Genomic DNA, 19,144 nt, shown 5'->3' with positions numbered 1-19,144 from the left:
CTGTCGGGATGAGCAAATTCACTGTCATCCTGCCAGCAGCTGGTCGTAGCCAGCGGTTCGGCGATAAGAACTACAAAAAGCCGTTTGCCCCGCTGGCCGATCGGGCGGTGTGGCTGCACACGGTCGAGCGATTCGCCAGTCGCAAGGACGTCTGTCAGACGATCCTGGTGATTGCCGAAGAAGATCGCGAGGCCTTTAACGCCAAGTTCGGCGCGAACCTGGCGTTCATGGAAATCGACGTTGCCATCGGCGGCAACGAGCGAACCGACTCGGTGGCTGCCGCTCTTGAAAAGGTAAGCGACCAAGCGGAATACATCGCCATCCACGACGCGGCCCGCCCGTGCGTGGAGGATAAGTCGATCGATGCGGTATTCGCAGCGGCCGAGAAGTCGGGCGCGGCGATCCTGGCGACCCAGGTGGCTTCGACCTTGAAGCGTGCCGAGGGATCGGGCAAGACGCCGGCGATCGCGGAGACCGTGTCGCGCGACGGACTATGGGCCGCGCAAACGCCGCAGGTCTTCGCCCGCCAGCTCATCGAGCAAGCTTACGCCAATCGAGGTAGTGAGCCGGCCACCGACGACGCACAACTAGTCGAGCGACTCGGTCACCAGGTGACGCTGGTGCCTGATTCGCCGCTGAATATCAAAATTACAACACGACGCGACCTTCGCTTAGCCGAGCTAATACTGAAGACGGCCGCCCCCAAAAAGCCGGATGGCATCGCCCATCCCTTCGCGGGCGACGACCTCTGGCGGTAACGAAGGTCGGGCATCCATTCATCGTTAGATTCGAAACCAACACACAACGAGTTATGACTTTTTTAGACGATCTTCGCTGGCGGAATCTTGTTCACCAAACCACCGACGACGAGGGACTCGGCGGGTGGTTAGAGGAGAAATCTCGCACGGTGTACGCCGGGTTCGATCCCACTTCCAATAGCCTGCACGTGGGCAACCTCGTCGCGTTGATGCTACTCCGCCGGTTCCAGCGGGCGGGGCACAAGCCGATTGCCTTGGTGGGCGGCGCCACCGGCATGATCGGCGATCCCAGCGGCAAAAGCGCCGAGCGTAACTTGCTGTCGCGCGAGGTACTCGAGCAGAACGTCGCTGCGATTCATACGCAGGTCGGCAAGTTCCTGGACTTCGAGTCGGGCGACAACTCCGCCGAGCTGGTGAACAATCTCGATTGGATTGGCAAGTTCAGCTACATCGATTTCCTCCGCGACATCGGCAAGAACTTCCCGGTGAACGTGATGCTGGCCAAGGACTCGGTGAAAGGCCGCCTGGGACGCGACGACGCTGGCATAAGCTACACCGAGTTCAGCTACATGCTGCTGCAAGCGTACGACTTCGTTCACCTGAATCAGGCGTTTGGATGCGAGCTGCAGATCGGCGGTAGCGACCAGTGGGGCAACATTACCGCGGGTACCGACCTCGGCCGGCGGATGCACAGCCTGCAACTCCGCGGCATGACCGCTCCGCTGCTGCTGAAGTCGGATGGCTCGAAAATGGGCAAGAGCGAGTCGGGAGCCGTGTGGCTTTCGGCCGAGCGGACGAGCCCCTACCAGTTCTACCAATACTGGTTGAATGTCGACGATGCCGACGCGGGCAACTGCCTGCGGGTGCTCACCGAGTTGCCGCACGACGAGATCGAAGCCCTCGATGCCAAGCGGGAAGAGGCTCCTGAGAAGCGCGACAGCCAGCGTCGGCTCGCCGAATCGCTCACCGAACTGGTGCACGGCGCCAGCGGGCTGACCTCCGCCCAGCGGGCGACCGAATTCCTGTTCGGTGGCGAGATTTCCGATGTTAGCGATGCGGAGCTTGGTTCCATCTTTGCGGACGTGCCGAGCTGCGAGGTGCCAAGGACCGACCTGGCGGCCGGCATCGGGCTGCTCGACCTGTTGGTGGCAACTCCCTTGGCCAAGAGCAAAGGCGAGGCCCGCCGCACCGTGCAGCAGGGGGGGGCCTACGTGAACAACCGCCGGGTCGAGCAGGTGGACGCCGTGCTGACCGAGGCCGATTTAGCCAGCGAAACGGTCATGGTTCTCCGCAGCGGCCGCAAAAAATACGCCCTGGTCCGATTTGTGTAATTCGTTACCTGACAACGGCTTGGGCCGGTTGCTAGCCCGCCAGCCACGATTTACACTAAGTGGTTTGTCGCGTAGGTAACCGGCCAGCATATTCGGTTCGCAATTGTTCGCGAACCATGCTATCGCCGGGTGCGTATTGCATACCGACTTTTCAGGCGAACTGTCTGAGCTTCTCGCCCCGTTCGGGCGAAGCGGCTCATCCCACGATCCATCACCCCCATCATCGGCCACTCTGACGAGGATTCCCGAATGGCGGACAACGACAACGTAGTGGTCGAAGCGCGTGCCCTCTCCAAGGTTTACCGCGACTTCTGGGGCCGTCAAAAAGTGCGGGCGCTCAAGGCGCTCGACCTCGAAATCTACAAAGGCGAGATTTTCGGACTCCTGGGTCCGAATGGCTCGGGCAAGACAACCACGATCAAGCTGTTGCTTGGCCTGTTGTTTCCCACCGAGGGCGAAGCCCTGGTCTTGGGACAGCCGGCAACGAATGTTACCAAAAACGAGCGAATCGGTTACTTGCCGGAAGAGTCGTACCTGTACCGCTTTTTGAATGCGGAAGAGACGCTCGACTTCTACGGCCGCCTGTTCAACATCTCGCCAGATGTTCGCCGGGAGCGCATCGACAAGCTCATCAAGCAAGTCAAGCTCGGCGACGCTCGCAAGCGTCAGCTCCGCGAATACTCCAAAGGTATGACCCGCCGCATCGGTCTGGCGCAAGCGCTGATCAACGAGCCCGATTTGATTTTCCTCGACGAACCAACCAGTGGTCTCGACCCGATTGGTACGCGGGAAATGAAGGACTGGATTCTCGAGCTGCGAGATCAAGGCAAAACCGTCGTGATGTGCAGTCACCTGCTGGCCGACGTGCAAGACGTGTGCGATCGCATCGCCATTCTGCATCAAGGCGAGCTCAAAGAGCTGGGCCGGGTGGACGACCTGCTAAAGGTCGAAGACGTCACTCAGGTCTCGGCTCGTGGCCTTTCGCAAGATTGCCAGAATGAGATTCGCGACGTCATCGCCCGCCACAATGGCGAGCTATTGTCGATGGAGAATCCGACGACCACGCTCGAAGAGTTGTTCCTGTCGATCGTTCGCGACAGCGAAGCTCGCCCTGGCCGCCGTGTGGTGAAGCAAGACCCGGAGAGCCCACCGGCCGATTCTGCCGCGTCGAGCGACGCCAACGCTTAATTCGTGACGAAGTCTTACTCGTCGGTCCCGCATTTTTGGCCCTAGTTCCCGACCCGCAGCAATGATTCAAGAAAAGCCGCTTCTGCCGTTTGAACAGTGGCTGTTGCAGTTCGATACGGAGCGCTGGGGCGCTTTGTGGCACTTTCTCATAGTGCTCGTGGTGCTTGGTGCCTTGGCCATGCTGCTGGGCCTAGCCATCGGCACCGTGCTGTACGGGCCGGTCAAAGCTGGCGAACGCGTTTACCGTGTGGTTGCCAACGCGCTGCACGAGCTGTTCTACGTGTCGCCCCGCCGGGTGTGGGCCATCGCCCGCGTTGCCATGCAGGAAGCCCTTCGTCGCCGCGTGCTGGTCGCCATGGCGGTGTTTTTGCTGTTAATGCTATTTGCAGGCTGGTTCCTCAAGACCGATCGCGAGCCGGCAAAGCTCTACCTCAGTTTCGTGCTCACCGCGACCTCGTACCTGGGGTTGCTGATTGCGCTGCTGCTGGCGGTGTTCAGCCTGCCGAACGACTTCAAGAGTCGCACCATCTATACCATCGTCAGCAAGCCAGTGCGATCGATCGACATCATCGTCGGTCGTATCCTGGGGTACACCCTGGTCGGCACCGTGTTGCTGTTAATCATGGGTGCCAGTAGCTACGTGTTCGTCATCCGGGCGCTCAACCACACGCATACGATTGCGGTGCAGGAAGAGCTACCCGAGTTCACCAGCTACGACAAAGGGCATCGTCACCTGCTGGAGAAGAACGAAGTCGGCGAGGTGATTGCGGTCTATGAACACGACCACGAGCATACGGTTACCGAGAAAGATGGTCGCTACGTGGTGTCGCCTCCACTCTCGACGATGAAAGCCCGAGTGCCACTGGGCGGAGATATCCGCTTCATCAATCGACAGGGCATCGAGGTCGAACGTGGCGTGAGCGTTGGTAAAGAGTGGGGCTACCGCAGCTTTATCGAAGGCAGTACGCAAGCCGCGGCAATCTGGCGATTCAAAGGAATCGACGAGAGTGTGCTGATTGAAGATGCGGAGGATGGAAAGTATCTGCCAATCGAGCTGATTGTGCGAGTGTTCCGTACCTGGAAGGGCGATATCAACAAGCCGATCGAAGGTATCATTCAACTGCAGAGCACCGACGGCACCGTGAAGACCGAGCCCGAGTTCTTCTACGCCAAAGATGGCTCGATCGATACAAAGTACTTCCCTCGCGAACTCACCGATACGAACAACCAGCCGGTCGATCTGCTCGAAGATCTGGTCGACGACGAAGGGCAAATCGATGTTGTCGTGCAATGCATCGAGCGGGCGCAGTACTTTGGTTTTGCCCAAGGCGACTGCTACATCCACTTGGGGGATGCGTCGCCGGTGTGGAACTTCTTTAAAGCCTACCTGAGCATTTGGGTGCAAATGGTGTTGGTGATTTCCATCGCGGTGACGGCCAGTACCGTGCTGAGCGGTCCGATTGCGATGCTCTTCACCTGCTCGTTTATCCTGCTGGGTTTCTTCCGCGACTTCTTTGTCGGCGTCGCCCAAGGCACCCAAGAGGGTGGCGGTCCCATCGAGGCCCTGGTGCGTATCGTTACGCACATGAATCTGATCTCCGATTTCCGCGATAAGAATATCGCGATTCAAATCATGCGTTGGATCGACGATGGCTTGCAATTCCTGATGGTCTCACTTGCCAGCGTGCTACCCAATTTCAATGATTTCAACGTATCGAATTATGTCGCCTACGGATTTGATATCCCCGCCAATCTGGTTGCCCAGCAACTGGTAACGTGTCTGGCCTACGTGATCGGGCTGGCCGTCGTGGGATACTTCCTGTTGCGTAATCGTGAGGTAGCGAAATGAACAAGCAGGCTTCGTTTCAACGCAAAGTGGCCTACTTTTTGGGCATCGTCATCTTGCTGTTTCCGCTGGCTTTCCTCAGTCGGCCGGCCACCGTTACCGAAGGTGGCGGTTTGCTTTCGCAGAAAAAGCAACAATATGGCCTAAGTCAGGCAAGTTTGGGCGAGATCGACCCGGCCAGCGAAACCATGAAGCTCGCTACGCTCGGGCTCCGCGGCTTGGCGGTGAACCAACTGTGGCGCAAGGCCGACGAGTACAAGAAGAAGGAAGACTGGACCAACCTCACCGCAACGCTTGAGCAGCTTGCTCGCTTGCAACCGAACATCATTACGTTCTGGAAGTTCCAGTCGTGGAACGTTAGCTATAACGTCTCGGTGCAGTTCGACGACTATCGCGATCGCTACTATTACGTTCGCGAAGGAATCGAATTCCTACAGCAAGGTGTCCAGAAGAATAAAGAAAATCGCCAGGTTCCCCAGCTATGGTGGGATCTCGGATGGTTCGTTGGTCATAAGATCGGTCGGGCCGACGAGTCGGTGCAGTACCGCGAGTTGTTCAAGAACGATGACGAGTTCCACGGCGACGATCCCCCACCCGGCAGCGACGAGCGCGACAACTGGCTCGTATCGAAGAAGGAATACAACAACGGCATCATCTCCGTGCAGGAGTATGGCAAGAGCATTGGTAAGAAGAGCGAAAAGATCTTCTATTCCAGCCCGGCCAAATCGCAGATGAGCTATGCCGAAGCGATCGAGAACGAAGGCGAGTTTGCCAAGGGGCAAAATGCTTGGAAGGTGGCTTCCGACGACTGGAGTGAGTTTGGCGATCGTTGGATCGAGCACTCCACTGGACGTCGCTTGCAGTTAGGACACGAGGACGAGCTTGCAGCGCAAGTAAAAGAGTTGGAGGGACAGCTGTCGGATCTGGCTCCCGGACTGCGAGACAAGATGGTGGAAGAACGCCGCGCGCAGTTGAGCGAAGCCCAACGCACCGCGCTCCACACGCCAGAAGATAAACGTACCGATGAGCAATGGGCTTTGGCTGGCGAGGCCGAGCAGGCGATTCAAGTCAACGACCTGCAACTAGCTAAGCGTCTGGAGTCGGAGCATCCCGAGCTTCGCAAGCAAGTCGGCATCCTGGTGCAGAAGTTGGCCGACATGCGGACCAATCTGATCTTTACCGATCGCTATAAGAGCGACGCCAACTACGACTACTGGAAGCTGCGGGCCGAGTTTGAGCAAACCGACACGGCGGTGGAAGCACGTAGCAAGATCTTCGAGGGCAAGAAAGCTTGGAAGGAAAACCAAGACACGGTTACCGCCAAGAAGTTGTACGACGAAGGTTTTGTGTTGTGGAACGAAGTGCTGCAAAACTTCCCAGAGTTGCGAGATCCCGACGGCACGACCGGCGATGATCTGATGGTGTTCATTGTCGACTATCGCGACCTGCTGAATGCCAAGGGGGATGCGTTCCCCGATGATTTCCTGCTGTGGGACATCATCGAGAATTTCGATGTCGAGGACCAATTCTCCGAAGAGCTGGCCCAGCGTGAACGTCGCAAAAACAAGCCCGCTGAAGAGTCGTCCGATGCGGAGCAGGAGTCAGCTCCCGCCAGTGAGGACTCTACCCCAGCAACGGATGAATCGGCTACCGAACCCGCTGCTGAAGAGGAGTCGACTCCGGCCGAAATGACCGAAGAGTCTGCAGGCGAAGAAGCGTCGGCGGAAGAGGCTCCTGCTGAGGAGCCAGCAGAGGAAGCCACTCCGACAAAAGAACCTGGTGCTGAAGCAGCCGAGCAGCCATCGACCGAGGGCGAACAACCCTCAGAATCCGTAGAACCGTCTGACACCGAGTCGGGCGGAGAGGCCGAGGAGGACTCGTCGGCGGGCGAAAATAGCGGCCAATAATCTCTTCTTTTGGTCGAACAGATCTCATGGAAGCGTTTGTTTGTAACGTATTTTTTCCGAGAGATTTTCCGTCCACGCCTGCTTGGGGGGTGGCCCCGTTGCGTTGATACTGCGTCGCGACTACCGTTGTGAATTGTTGCAATCGCGGTATGTACCGCAAACCGAAACCCACGCCATAGGTTGAAGGAATGCGAATTGTTGTGTTGGGAGCCGGAACCGTAGGGTACTCGGTCGCTGCCATGTTGTGTCGCAATGGACACAGCGTGACCGTGGTCGATTCGAACGCTGCCAACATCAAACACGTGAACGAAACCCTCGACGTCCGTGGCCTCAGCGGCTCGGCTTCGCAATCGAGTGTGCTCTTTCAATCGGGCGTGATTGGTTGCGACCTTTGCCTGGCCGTGACCGGCGACGACGAGGTGAATCTCGTTTCGGCGAGCATGGCCAAAGCGATGGGCGCACGTCGAACCGTCGCCAGAGTGTACGCGCCGGTTTTTCGCGATCTTAGTACCTTCGATTACCAGCGGCATTTCCGCATCGATCGGCTCATCAGCCTCGAGCATCTCTCCGCCATGGAACTGGCTAGAGGTATTCGCCATCCAGGGTCGGTCGTGGTCGAAAACCTCGCCCGCGGCGAGATTGAAGTGCACGAAATGCTCGTCTCGAGGGCAGCGAAATGCGTGGGCAAAACCATTCGGCAGTTGGAACTGCCAGGTCGTGTGCGGGTTGGTTCGATTACCCACGAAGGCACGAGTCGCATTGCGTCGGCCGAGGATCGTATCGAAGCAGGCGACCGACTCACCGTGATCGGCGCCCGCAAGGAAGTAGATGGGATCAAGTCGCTCTTTTGTGGTGACTCGCGCGGCAAGCTCAGCGTAGTGATTGCTGGTGGTGGAGAAACCGGTTATCACCTGGCTCGCATTCTAGAAGCACAGCGGTTCAATGTGACGTTGTTCGAGTCGGATCGCGAGCGATGCAATTTTCTGGCCAGCCAGCTGCAAAGCACCACGGTGGTGAACACCGATGCGACGCGTCGCGATAGTCTGCAGGAAGAACGCGTCGGAGCAGCCGATGTGTTTGCTGCCTGCACCGGCGACGATGAGAACAACATTATGGCAGCGGTCGAGGCCCGCGACATCGGCACCAAACGAGTGATGGCCTTGGTGAGCCGTCCCGACTACGCCCACGTGGTCGGCAAGTTGGGCATCGATATCACAGTGAGCCCTCGTGAAGTGGTTGCCAAGCAAATCCTGGGGTATTTGAACAGCGGTCCATTGATCTCCCGCACTTCGCTTGGCGATGGCGGTATCAGCGTGCTTGAGATCGAAGTGCTCGAGAAGGCAGTGATCACCGAAAACGTGCTTGCAAACCTTAGTTTGCCGGAACGCTGTTTGATCGCCGCGGTGATTCGCAGCGAGTTTGCTTTCGTCCCAGGTGGCGACGACCGACTGAAGCCGGGCGACACGGTCGTGGTGATGGTCGACGAAGAGCACGTGGATGCGACCGTACGAATGTTTGGTGACGAATAATCAGGTCAGGTTCCTCTCATGAACTATCCGCTGGTTGCCAAACTGCTCGGCGTACTCTCCTGGCTCATCGGTTTTACGATGCTCGGAAGCGTGCCTTGGGCCTTTGAGGCCGTGGGAGTTGCTCAGCATTTTGAACGTCGGGGGTGTTTTGCGCTGTTGGCCTCGATGCTCATCTGCTTGCTCGTTGGTGCCGTCTTACGCTGGCTGGGACGTAACGCCCAGATGACGCTGTATCGCAAAGAGGCCATGGCCGTGGTCGGACTGAGTTGGGTGCTGGCCACCATTCTTGGTGCGTTTCCTTATTTGCTAAGCGGCACCGCACGGCAGCGAGTCGATGGTGAACCGCTGCAAATGACCGTGGCCGATTGCCTGTTCGAGTCGCAATCGGGCTTCAGCACCACGGGAGCCACGGTGCTTAACGATATCGAAGATCCCGAGTTGGTGCCGCGTTCGATCTTGTTTTGGAGGTCGAGTACGCACTTTCTCGGAGGGTTGGGCATTATCGTGCTGTTCGTCGCCGTGCTGGGGCAAGGTTCGGCGGGGAAAGCACTCATGCGGGCTGAGATTCCCGGTCCCACGAAAGAGGGATCGCAGGAACGCATGCAGCATACTGCCTGGAATTTTGCCGCCATCTACGTGGGCTTGAACATCCTGCTAACGTTTCTGCTGATGGTGGAAGACGTGCACATGTCGTTGTTCGATGCGCTGTGTCATGCGTTTGGAACGATGGCCACTGGTGGATTTAGCACTTACAACGCGAGCGTCGCTCACTTCGACAACGAGCTTGTTGATTACACCCTGTCGTTGTTCATGATCATCGCTGGCATGAACTTCTCGCTGATCTATCTGGTATTGATCGGTCGCTGGGGGGCAATGTTCCGCGACATCGAGTGGCGGACCTACATCGGGGGGATCGCCTTCGTTACGTTGATCATCCTCATCCTCTCCATTGGACAGTATCACGATTTTGATACCGAAGGCCGCATCCCCGTGCTCACGGAGTTGCGAATCGCCTTCCGACACGTGTTGTTTCAAGTCGTTTCGATAGTCACGACCACCGGGTTTGCGACTCATGACTTTGACAACTGGCACGAACTCGCTAGAGCACTACTGTTCCTGCTGATGTTTGTAGGAGGCTGCGCCGGCAGCACCGGCGGCGGGCTGAAGGTGATTCGTCATGTACTCTTTGTGAAGATCCTCCGCATGGAGGTCGAGCGATCGTATCATCCGACGGTTGTCCGACCGCTGAAACTAGGCGACAACGTGACGACTGATTCGGAACTGAAGAATCAGATTCTGCTTTATTTCGGACTGGTGACCTTCATCTTCATGGCGAGTTGGATCACGCTGGTAGCCATCGAGCCCGAGGATACTTGGACGATTGCGGGCCATCCTGTCGAGAACAAGCTCATCGATTCGGCGAGTGCGGTCGCAGCGACCATGAATAACATCGGTCCGGGACTCGGCACCGTGGGTGCGAAGCAGAATTACGCGAACTTCAGTGGTTTCTCCAAGCTGCTGTTCGTGTTTCTCATGATGCTTGGCCGGCTGGAGTTATTTGCCGTGCTGGTGCTTATTTTGCCAGGATTCTGGCGAAGCCATTAGGTGTGCTGGCCTCTAGGTTCCCTCAACCCTCGCTATTCCTCACTCTCCGCGCTTTTCCGCTGCAAGCCATCGAGCTTGATGGCCGATAGTGGAGAGGAGGAAATGTCTCTACCGAGGAGCCTGCGCGCATGGATGCGAATAACAATTCACGACGAAATCAACGAGTGCTAGCATTGCTGGTGATTGCTAGCAGTTGGTGTTCCTGGACACAGGCGGTGGAAATCCCGTCGATTGCCCCTGCGCGGGTGATCCCCTTTGGCGATCCTGACGCGCTGGATGCAAATCCACAACGCAGGACCGCTGTGGTGACTGCGGTGGTTTTGTCGCCGGATAATTCGCGATTAGCGGCCGCTGGCGATGATCACAAAGTCCGGTTGTTCGATACCGCCTCCGGAGAACTTATCCAAGAATTAGATGGTCACCACGATTGGGTGCGGGGACTGAGCATCACCGGTGATGGGGAGACCATCGTTTCGGCCGGTGCCGACTGTTGCTGCCGGTGCTGGAATATCCACACTGGCGATTTGCTTCACGTCACCCAGCAGGGGCACGGTCCCATGCGATGCGTTGCGTTCCATCCGAATGGAGTGCAGTTTGCCGCTGCTGGATTCTGCTGCCCACCGAGCATCTATAACTATTCGGCAGGCAACAGCCAGGAAACACGTATCGCGATGCAATCGCCGGCAACGAAGTTCGATCACACGGCTGTCGTGTTCTCCCCCGATGGTACCCTGTTGGCGGCCACGAGTGCCGACGGAACTTTACGAGTCTGGCGCGTGGCAACAGCTGAGTTGCTGCACGAGATCAAAGCCGACTCGCGTCGGTTGCGGGCAGTAGCTTTCTCGCCAAATGGTCAAACGATTGCCACCGGCGGCGACGGAGCGAAAGTGTGCTTGTGGGACCTGCAGTCGGGCATTCTGCAGCAGGAAATCCCGATTCGCCCAGCAAAAGTCTTTTGCATGAGCTTCGTGAACGACGCCGAACTTGCGGTCGGCGGTACCGACAATCGCGTGCAGGTTTGGCGAGTTGATAGTGCGTCGTTGCTGAAGATTCTTGAAGGCCATTCTGGCACCATCACCTCGCTCGCTGTGGATACTACCAGCAAGCTATTGGTGACAGGCAGCTTCGATACCACCATTCGAGTATGGCATCTGGATCGGATGGCCGAAACGAAAACAGCCACCCGCCCCGTCGAGGCGACAAAGTAATTTCAGACGGTCAATGCGAACGGAATCGCGTTTGGCGTCTACTACGGAGCAGAGCGCATTGTCGCTAACAAGGAGGTAAGCACGTGGGACTTATTCATCATTTATTTGGCCGTCGCCATTCGTCGACCGGTTCCACAAAGCACTCGCGCAAGAAGCAGCAACGAGGAGCCGTTCGAGGGCAAATTGAGTCCCTGGAACCTCGTCAGATGCTATCGGCCGATGGGGTGGTTCCCGAGGTGCTACTCGGAAGCGTGTACTTCGAAGAAGCCACCGGCGACGATAGCCAACCCGACGTCATTCAAGTAACCTTTGTCGGTGGTGCCGAAGGTACCACGCTGAATCAACTAACCATCAGCGGCGACAAACGACTCGATGGCCTGACCGATGGCGATATCTTCTTCGACACCGAAGATGGTGGCAGCGGGGCGTTCAAGGCGGTTGGTCTCTCGATTGTGGACGCCACCGGCATCACCATCGATAGTGTTTCGGTCACCGATGGTGGCACCGACATCGTCATCACCTTCAGTGGGTTCGAAGCAGGAGAGTCGCTGAAATTCTCGGTCGATGTCGACGAACTCCAGTTCGCTGACCCGGAAGGCGATAGCGTAAACTCTCTGGTCGAAGGCGCGGAGTTCGAACGAAGCAAGCTCACCGGCCAGTTCTCTGCCGAAGGGTACGTCGATCTACAGCTCGAAGCCACTTACTGGGATGCATTCGATACGAATATGGCGACTGCTGAGTCGGAAACCGGACTCGATCTCGGTCTGCCGGCCGATGCCTATTCCACGGTTCATGACTACAGCGACCGCACGGCCGGGGCCGTGGTGCACGAAGCGCAGATTCCCCTGGCAACTCTATCGGGCTGGGTCTACCACGATGCTTCGGACGACGGAGTGTTTGATCCCGCGACAGAAGAAGGCATTGGGGGAGTTACGCTCGAATTGCTCGATGCGGCTGGCAATGGAACTGGCATTTACACGACCACCTCTTCCGAACCAGGCAAAGTAGGCTACTACGAGTTCCTCAACCTGCCGGCCGGCACTTATGGAGTGCGTGAAGTGCAGCCTGATGGTTGGCTCGATGGCAAAGACACGGTTGGTAGCCATGGTGGCACGGCTGCCGATGAGTCGACTGGCATCGCCGACAAGATCACTGGTGTCGTACTTGCGTACGGTGACGATGGTGTGCAGTACAACTTCGGCGAACTGCTGCCCGGTAGCATTAGCGGTCGAGTAACGGTGTCGTATGACGAAGCTTGCCACTTCGACCAACCGCAGGACGTGCTCGAAGGCGTGCAGATCGACCTGCTCGATGCGGCAGGCAACGTGCTGCAAACAACTTACACCGACAGCGAAGGTCGCTACTCGTTCACCGACCTGGCTCCCGGAGAGTATCAGGTTCGCGAGCACCAGCCGACCGACTTCTACGACGGCGGCGAGCGGATCGGCACTTCGGGAGGAACGAAGTCGGACATCGGCGACATCTATAGCCTGTTCTCGAACATCCTGCTCGGCTCGAACATCGACGCGACGCAGTACGACTTCTGCGAGCACGTAGGTCCTTCCCTTTCGGGTTGGGTGTACCACGACGAGTCGAACGAGGGTAGCTTCGACCGTGATACCGAAGTCGGTATCGGCGGAGTGGTCGTTGAACTCTTGGATGCCAACGGAGTACCGACTGGCATTACAACGGTCACTTCCACCGAAACGGGCAAGGTAGGTTACTACGAGTTCACGAACCTCGCACCCGGCACCTACGGGGTGCGAGAAGTGCAGCCGACCGGCTGGATCGACGGTATCGACACCGCCGGCACGCACGGTGGCACCGCGGCCGATGAGACCACCGGCACCGTGGATCGCATCACCGGCGCGGTGATCAACTTCGGCGATGTCGCAGAAGAGTACAACTTCGGCGAAGTGCTGCCAGGTAGTATCAGCGGCCGGGTGACAGTGTCGTACGACGAAGCTTGTCACTTCGACCAACCGCAGGACGTGCTCGAAGGCGTGCAGATCGACCTGCTCGATGCGGCAGGCAACGTGCTGCAGACAACTTATACCGACAGCGAAGGTCGCTACACGTTCACCGACCTGGCTCCTGGAGAGTATCAGGTTCGCGAGCACCAGCCGACCGACTTCTACGACGGCGGCGAGCGGATCGGCACTTCGGGAGGAACGAAGTCGGACATCGGCGACATCTATAGCCTGTTCTCGAACATCCTGCTCGGTTCGAACATCGACGCCACGCAGTACGACTTCTGCGAGCACGTAGGTCCCTCCCTCTCGGGTTGGGTGTACCACGACGAGTCGAACGAGGGTAACTTCGACCGCGATAACGAAGTCGGTATCGGCGGAGTAGTCGTTGAACTGCTGGATGCCAACGGAGTACCGACTGGCATTACAACGGTCACTTCCACCGAAACGGGCAAGGTAGGTTACTACGAGTTCACGAACCTCGCACCCGGCACCTACGGGGTGCGAGAAGTGCAGCCGACCGGCTGGATCGACGGTATCGACACCGCCGGCACGCACGGTGGCACCGCGGCCGATGAGACCACCGGCACCGTGGATCGCATCACCGGCGCGGTGATCAACTTCGGCGATGTCGCAGAAGAGTACAACTTCGGCGAAGTGCTGCCAGGTAGTATCAGCGGCCGGGTGACAGTGTCGTACGACGAAGCTTGTCACTTCGACCAACCGCAGGACGTGCTCGAAGGCGTGCAGATCGACCTGCTCGATGCGGCAGGCAACGTGCTGCAGACAACTTATACCGACAGCGAAGGTCGCTACACGTTCACCGACCTGGCTCCTGGAGAGTATCAGGTTCGCGAGCACCAGCCGACCGACTTCTACGACGGCGGCGAGCGGATCGGCACTTCGGGAGGAACGAAGTCGGACATCGGCGACATCTATAGCCTGTTCTCGAACATCCTGCTCGGTTCGAACATCGACGCCACGCAGTACGACTTCTGCGAGCACGTAGGTCCCTCCCTCTCGGGTTGGGTGTACCACGACGAGTCGAACGAGGGTAACTTCGACCGCGATAACGAAGTCGGTATCGGCGGAGTAGTCGTTGAACTGCTGGATGCCAACGGAGTACCGACTGGCATCACAACGGTCACTTCCACCGAAACGGGAAATGTTGGTTACTACGAGTTCACGAACCTCGCACCCGGCACCTACGGGGTGCGAGAAGTGCAGCCGACCGGCTGGATCGACGGTATCGACACCGCCGGCACGCACGGTGGCACCGCGGCCGACGAGACTTCCGGTACCGTGGATCGCATCACCGGCGCGGTGATCAACTTCGGTGATGTCGCGGAAGAGTACAACTTCGGCGAACTGTTGCCAGGTAGTATTAGCGGCCATGTCTATGTGGACGAAGATGGCGACTGCATCCACGAAGAGGGTGAAGGGGTAATCCCTGGAGTCCGCGTCGATCTGCTCGACGAAAATGGCAATCTGCTCGACTACACTTACACGGATGATAACGGAGCTTACTCGTTCACAGGTCTTGCTCCGGGGGCTTACACGGTGTTCGAACACCAGCCCGAAGATTACTTCAACGGTGGTTACCATATCGGTACCGGCGGTGGTTCGTACTTTGGTGTCGACCGGATGGGAGATATCGAGGTAGGCTCCAACGAGCATCATATCGAGTACGACTTCTGCGAAGTGCCACCAGCGACGATATCGGGCTTCGTCTACATCGATGGTGCTCCAATCTTGGTGGTTGGTGAACTACCCGACAACCTGGCCGATCTGCGTGACGGTCAGCGGACCGCCGACGATCAGCCGCTCAGCGGGGTGACACTGGAACTGCGACACGGTTACTCTGGCGACCCCATCTTCGGTAGCGAAACACTCGGAGGCTATTACGGCGACGGGCCGATTCGTGTGGTGACCGACGCCTATGGATACTATGAGTTCTCGGGATTGCCTGCGGGCACCTACGCGGTGGTTGAAGTCCAGCCGGATGGAGTGATCGATCATATCGACACCGAAGGAAGCCTTGGTGGTTTGGTGGTCAATGTGGCTGGAGGTTCATCGAATCCCGTACTGGAAAAAACGGCCGAGCAGCAAGCAGCCATCGAACAAATGCGGGTGATGTTTGGCACCGACGTGATTTTCCGCATCGCCGTCGGAGCGGGGCAGCACTCTCAGGAGAATAACTTCAGCGAGATCACGACAACCAGCATTTGGATTCCGCCTGTGGATCCACCGGTGGAGCCACCTTCGCTGATTACCCCTCCACCGACCTTCGCACAAACGCAGCCACTGTTCCCATTGGTAGCGCCTAAGAAGGTAGCGCCCGAGATCTACGGTGGTGGCAGCCGCGTGGTGGGCTACACCTGGCACTTGAGCTTGCTCGATGGAGGATTCCCGCGGTCCACCATGGCCGCCGAGGAGCTGATGTCGCAGACAACTTCGGTGCAGTTTTCCATGGCTGGTTGGCAGCAGGTGGAACTCGACCAGGGGACCTGGACTCTCAGCGCGAACGACAATCGCGACGACGGCATCGATGAGCTTGCCACGCTGGTCGTGTTTGGACATCCCCGTGGGGTGCCAGTGGTCGGCGACTGGGATGGAGATGGCAACGATGAAATCGGCATCTTCATCGATGGCAAATGGTACTTCGATCTCAACGACAACGGGCGGTGGGACTCGGGCGACTTGATGGCCGAGTTGGGCGATGCTCAAGACCTACCAACTGCTGGCGACTTTGATGGCGATGGCAAGACCGACATTGCCATCTTCGGTCCCGTGTGGGCGGGGGATCCGTGGGCCATCGAACACGAGCCAGGGCTGCCGGATGCAGAGAACAATCCTGGCCCGCTGGCACCGAAAGCCAAGAACGTTCCTCCACGCGTGGACGAAGCCACCTTAGGCCGACGGTTGCTGCAGCATTCGAACGAGGGACAGGTGCGTGCCGATTTGATCGATCACGTGTTCCACTATGGTGTTGTTGGTGATCAACCAGTGGTGGGCGACTGGAACGGCGACGGCATTGCCACGATCGGCGTGTTCCGCGGCGGTGTCTGGAACCTCGATCTCAACGGCGACGGGCGGTTCACTTCCGTCGACGCCGCGGTGACTTTTGGTGGAGACGGAACCCCCGTGGTAGGCGACTGGAACGGCGATGGCATCGACGACCTCGGTGTGTTCAACGACGGTCGCTGGACCATCGATTCCAACGGCAATCGCGAGATGGACGCGGTGGATCGAGTGTTCGAACTCGGTGCAGCTGGCGATGTGCCGGTTGCTGGCGATTGGGATGGAGACGGAACCGACCAACCAGGCGTCTACACTCCTGGTAAGTCAGCCGAAGTACTCGACGAAGCGGCTTAGCGTGATCAAGGGGTAACGCGCACCGACTCGGCTCGGAAGGCGATGGCATGTGTGCCTTCGTTGCCGACCATCACGACTTCGATCAGTGGTGCGACCGCTGGATCGGTCGAAAACCAATCGACCAGGTAGTTCGCTCCAGAACCGCCCGTGGAGTCTTTCTGCGGTACGACAAACTCGATGGTTTGTAGCGGTTTGAGCTGAATGGTGTTGGTTACCGGTTCCTTGACGAGCTCACCGTGGGTATCGAAATACCGCACCGACTCAATGTACACCGACGCGGTCTCGCTCGTATTGCGGATGCTAAGCGTAGCTTCCAGCAGGAAGGGGCGGCCACCATCGAAGTACACGTGTGAGTAAACCGGGACGTAGTCGGAGTGACGTTGAGCAATATCGGCATCGTCGATTGGCTCGGCGGCGTAGTCGTCTAAGTTCGGCGGGGTGTAGCTCTTGGGTGGTTTCTCGGCGATCCTTTCTTCGAGATGCTCGAGTCGGCGATCCAACCAATAGGTAAGCGACGCAATCAGCAGTACTCCCAGCAGGAATACAAGTACGATGGTCTTCAGGCCATGCTTGAACAGCCAATAAACCCAGGCTGGTGCCTCGGGGGAGTCGTTATCGGAACGCGCTGGCATCTCTACCTCCGGAAAATCCCACCAGAACGAGCCCGCAGTGAATCGCTCGATCTGTTGGGGTGATCGTATCGGTTCTCCTTGTAAGGCACGTTGTGCACTTTGCCACATGCTGGCAATTATCTGGCCAATACAAGGTTACCATTGTATCCTTGACCGCGAGCAAGAGGCAGTCCATTTCATCCGTTTCTACCTTAAGCATTACGGCGTGACCGGTACCGTGGTCTAGTACTTGCGGAAGCAGGAATGGGAAGCAACGAATATGGCTCTGGCAATAGTTGAAGCTTAAGCGAGGAGTGGTGCGTTGGATTGGGCCGCCGATGTGATTACCAAGTTTGTACTCTTGTGGGCGGTGATCGATCCCGTGGGAACGATTCCCGTGTTCATTTCTTCCACGGCCTCGCAGAGTCCTGCAGAGCGGCGACGCATTGCGCTGCGGGCGGCCTTGGCGGCCGCAGGCATATTGCTGTTCTTTATTGTCGCCGGTGAGCCTGTGCTACTCGCCATGGGAGTGCCTCTGCTCGCCTTCCAGATATCGGGCGGAATCATTCTGTTCCTGTTCGCCTTGACCATGATCTTTGGCGAGAGCAAACCAGAGGAAGAGTCTCATCTAGTGAAAGACCTTCAAGACACAGCGATCTATCCTATTGCTACGCCATCAATCGCCTCGCCTGGAGCGATGATGGCGGTCGTGCTGCTCACCGAGAACGACGTTCATACCATCGCCGACCAGGTTTCCACCGTCGCGGTGATGCTGGTGGTTGTTGGAATCACCTACGTGTTCATGTTGCTTGCCGGAGCCATTACTCGTGTGATTGGCACCGGAGGAGCCAGCATCATCAGTCGCGTGATGGGCATGATACTGGCCGCCGTGGCGGCGACGAACGTGCTGGAAGGACTCAAAGAGTACTTTGTGAACTAACGCCAGCCGACGTCTGCCAGGCAGGATTGGCTAGCTTGCCTTGAGCTTTTCGATCTCGGCCTGCGCGGCGGCAATCTGCTCTTCGTACTGAGTCACTTCCGCTGGATCGTCCATCTGCTGTTTGGCACCAGCCAGTTGTTGTTGCAGTTGGGTGATCTTTTTGCGGAGGACTTCAATTCGCTTTTTGGCTTTCTTATCCATCGTTTGTTTCGCTATTCTCTTCGGTGATTGGAGTGTCGTTATTATCCGGGCTTGCCTTTTCGTCGGCCGCAGCAGCAGGTGCCGCCTCGGCAGCCAGCGGCACCTTGGGGAAAGTTCGCATAACGGCAGCCAGCACAAAAATCACCAGCACCGCGGCGATTCCCAGCTTTACCCACTTGGTGATGTTCTTCTGCATATCGCTTGCCAGGGCCGATTTGCCCGCAGTGCCGGCAGCAACGTAGAACACAAAAAAGGCCAACAGAAATTTGATGCCGAACAACGCGTGATACAGCGGAGGCAAATCCTCATGCCCGGTCATGTTGTAGTAGTACTGAAGAAACCCGCTCAGGATCAGGAAGGCGGTCGCCATCATCACTACCTTTGCCCACGCGGATCGACGTCCGCGGTAGAGAGCTTCAGCGGGGTCGTCAGCACCTTCGGTGAGTGGAGCGACCATCTGGTGGATGTAGACCAGGCCGCCAAAAATGGCGGCCGCGCAGGTGATGTGCAGCACTCGGATCACGACCAAAAGTGCCCAGCCTACATCGAAGGTGGGTTGAGGAGAGTCGGCTAGAATCGAAACCAGCATGGGCATTGTTCCTGGATGTGTTCTTTGGACGAAGACCCTATTAGAGCAGAATGGCCGCGATTTTCCACGGTGGAGCGTCTATCGCA

13 protein-coding genes are annotated in these 19,144 nt (G+C 57.8%); 10 read left to right on the top strand and 3 right to left on the bottom strand.

Going from position 1 to position 19,144, the window contains the following annotated elements; translation table 11 throughout:
- Window positions 1-8: 8 nt before the first annotated feature.
- The 9 genes from ispD to Pan181_RS17555 all read left to right on the top strand — a co-directional run bounded on the left by ispD (window position 9) and on the right by Pan181_RS17555 (window position 16,717).
- Window positions 9-758, top strand: coding sequence for a 2-C-methyl-D-erythritol 4-phosphate cytidylyltransferase (ispD, locus tag Pan181_RS17595; RefSeq protein ID WP_145248661.1), 750 nt, complete (start codon window positions 9-11; stop codon window positions 756-758).
- A gap of 53 nt (window positions 759-811) precedes the next feature.
- Complete coding sequence (tyrS, locus tag Pan181_RS17590) at window positions 812-2,089, top strand: tyrosine--tRNA ligase (protein ID WP_145248659.1); 1,278 nt, start codon at window positions 812-814, stop codon at window positions 2,087-2,089.
- 249 nt (window positions 2,090-2,338) lie between these two features.
- A complete protein-coding gene (locus tag Pan181_RS17585) occupies window positions 2,339-3,277 on the top strand; it encodes an ABC transporter ATP-binding protein (protein WP_145248657.1) in 939 nt (312 codons plus the stop codon).
- A 61-nt stretch (window positions 3,278-3,338) separates the two neighbouring features.
- Window positions 3,339-5,126: an ABC transporter permease gene (locus tag Pan181_RS17580; RefSeq protein WP_145248655.1), complete on the top strand. Its 1,788-nt coding sequence runs from the start codon at window positions 3,339-3,341 to the stop codon at window positions 5,124-5,126.
- Window positions 5,123-7,030, top strand: a complete 1,908-nt coding sequence (locus tag Pan181_RS17575; RefSeq protein ID WP_145248653.1) for an ICP22 family protein — start codon at window positions 5,123-5,125, stop codon at window positions 7,028-7,030. The genes Pan181_RS17580 and Pan181_RS17575 overlap by 4 nt, the downstream gene beginning before the upstream one ends.
- A 188-nt stretch (window positions 7,031-7,218) precedes the next feature.
- A complete protein-coding gene (gene trkA / locus Pan181_RS17570; protein WP_145248651.1) occupies window positions 7,219-8,559 on the top strand; it encodes a Trk system potassium transporter TrkA in 1,341 nt (446 codons plus the stop codon).
- Window positions 8,560-8,577: 18 nt separating this feature from the next.
- Complete coding sequence (locus tag Pan181_RS17565) at window positions 8,578-10,164, top strand: TrkH family potassium uptake protein (protein WP_145248649.1); 1,587 nt, start codon at window positions 8,578-8,580, stop codon at window positions 10,162-10,164.
- Between the two features lie 128 nt (window positions 10,165-10,292).
- Window positions 10,293-11,372, top strand: coding sequence for a WD40 repeat domain-containing protein (locus tag Pan181_RS17560; protein WP_145248647.1), 1,080 nt, complete (start codon window positions 10,293-10,295; stop codon window positions 11,370-11,372).
- Between the two features lie 83 nt (window positions 11,373-11,455).
- A complete protein-coding gene (locus tag Pan181_RS17555) occupies window positions 11,456-16,717 on the top strand; it encodes an SdrD B-like domain-containing protein (protein ID WP_145248644.1) in 5,262 nt (1,753 codons plus the stop codon).
- A gap of 5 nt (window positions 16,718-16,722) precedes the next feature.
- On the opposite strand, the gene Pan181_RS17550 is transcribed toward Pan181_RS17555, so the two are convergent.
- Complete coding sequence (locus Pan181_RS17550; protein WP_197528462.1) at window positions 16,723-17,349, bottom strand: DUF3124 domain-containing protein; 627 nt, start codon at window positions 17,347-17,349, stop codon at window positions 16,723-16,725.
- 301 nt (window positions 17,350-17,650) lie between these two features.
- Here Pan181_RS17550 and Pan181_RS17545 point away from each other — a divergent pair, with 301 nt between their 5' ends.
- Complete coding sequence (locus tag Pan181_RS17545; RefSeq protein ID WP_145248641.1) at window positions 17,651-18,268, top strand: MarC family protein; 618 nt, start codon at window positions 17,651-17,653, stop codon at window positions 18,266-18,268.
- Between the two features lie 30 nt (window positions 18,269-18,298).
- On the opposite strand, the gene Pan181_RS26200 is transcribed toward Pan181_RS17545, so the two are convergent.
- Window positions 18,299-18,469, bottom strand: a complete 171-nt coding sequence (locus tag Pan181_RS26200; protein ID WP_197528461.1) for a hypothetical protein — start codon at window positions 18,467-18,469, stop codon at window positions 18,299-18,301.
- Window positions 18,462-19,058: a hypothetical protein gene (locus tag Pan181_RS17540; RefSeq protein ID WP_145248639.1), complete on the bottom strand. Its 597-nt coding sequence runs from the start codon at window positions 19,056-19,058 to the stop codon at window positions 18,462-18,464. The genes Pan181_RS26200 and Pan181_RS17540 overlap by 8 nt, the downstream gene beginning before the upstream one ends.
- Between the last annotated feature and the right edge of the window lie 86 nt (window positions 19,059-19,144).

Source organism: Aeoliella mucimassa (genome assembly GCF_007748035.1).
Taxonomy (GTDB): domain Bacteria; phylum Planctomycetota; class Planctomycetia; order Pirellulales; family Lacipirellulaceae; genus Aeoliella; species Aeoliella mucimassa.
The sequence above is the reverse complement of the archived record's forward strand: the minus strand, read 5'-3'. Positions and strand labels throughout refer to the sequence as shown.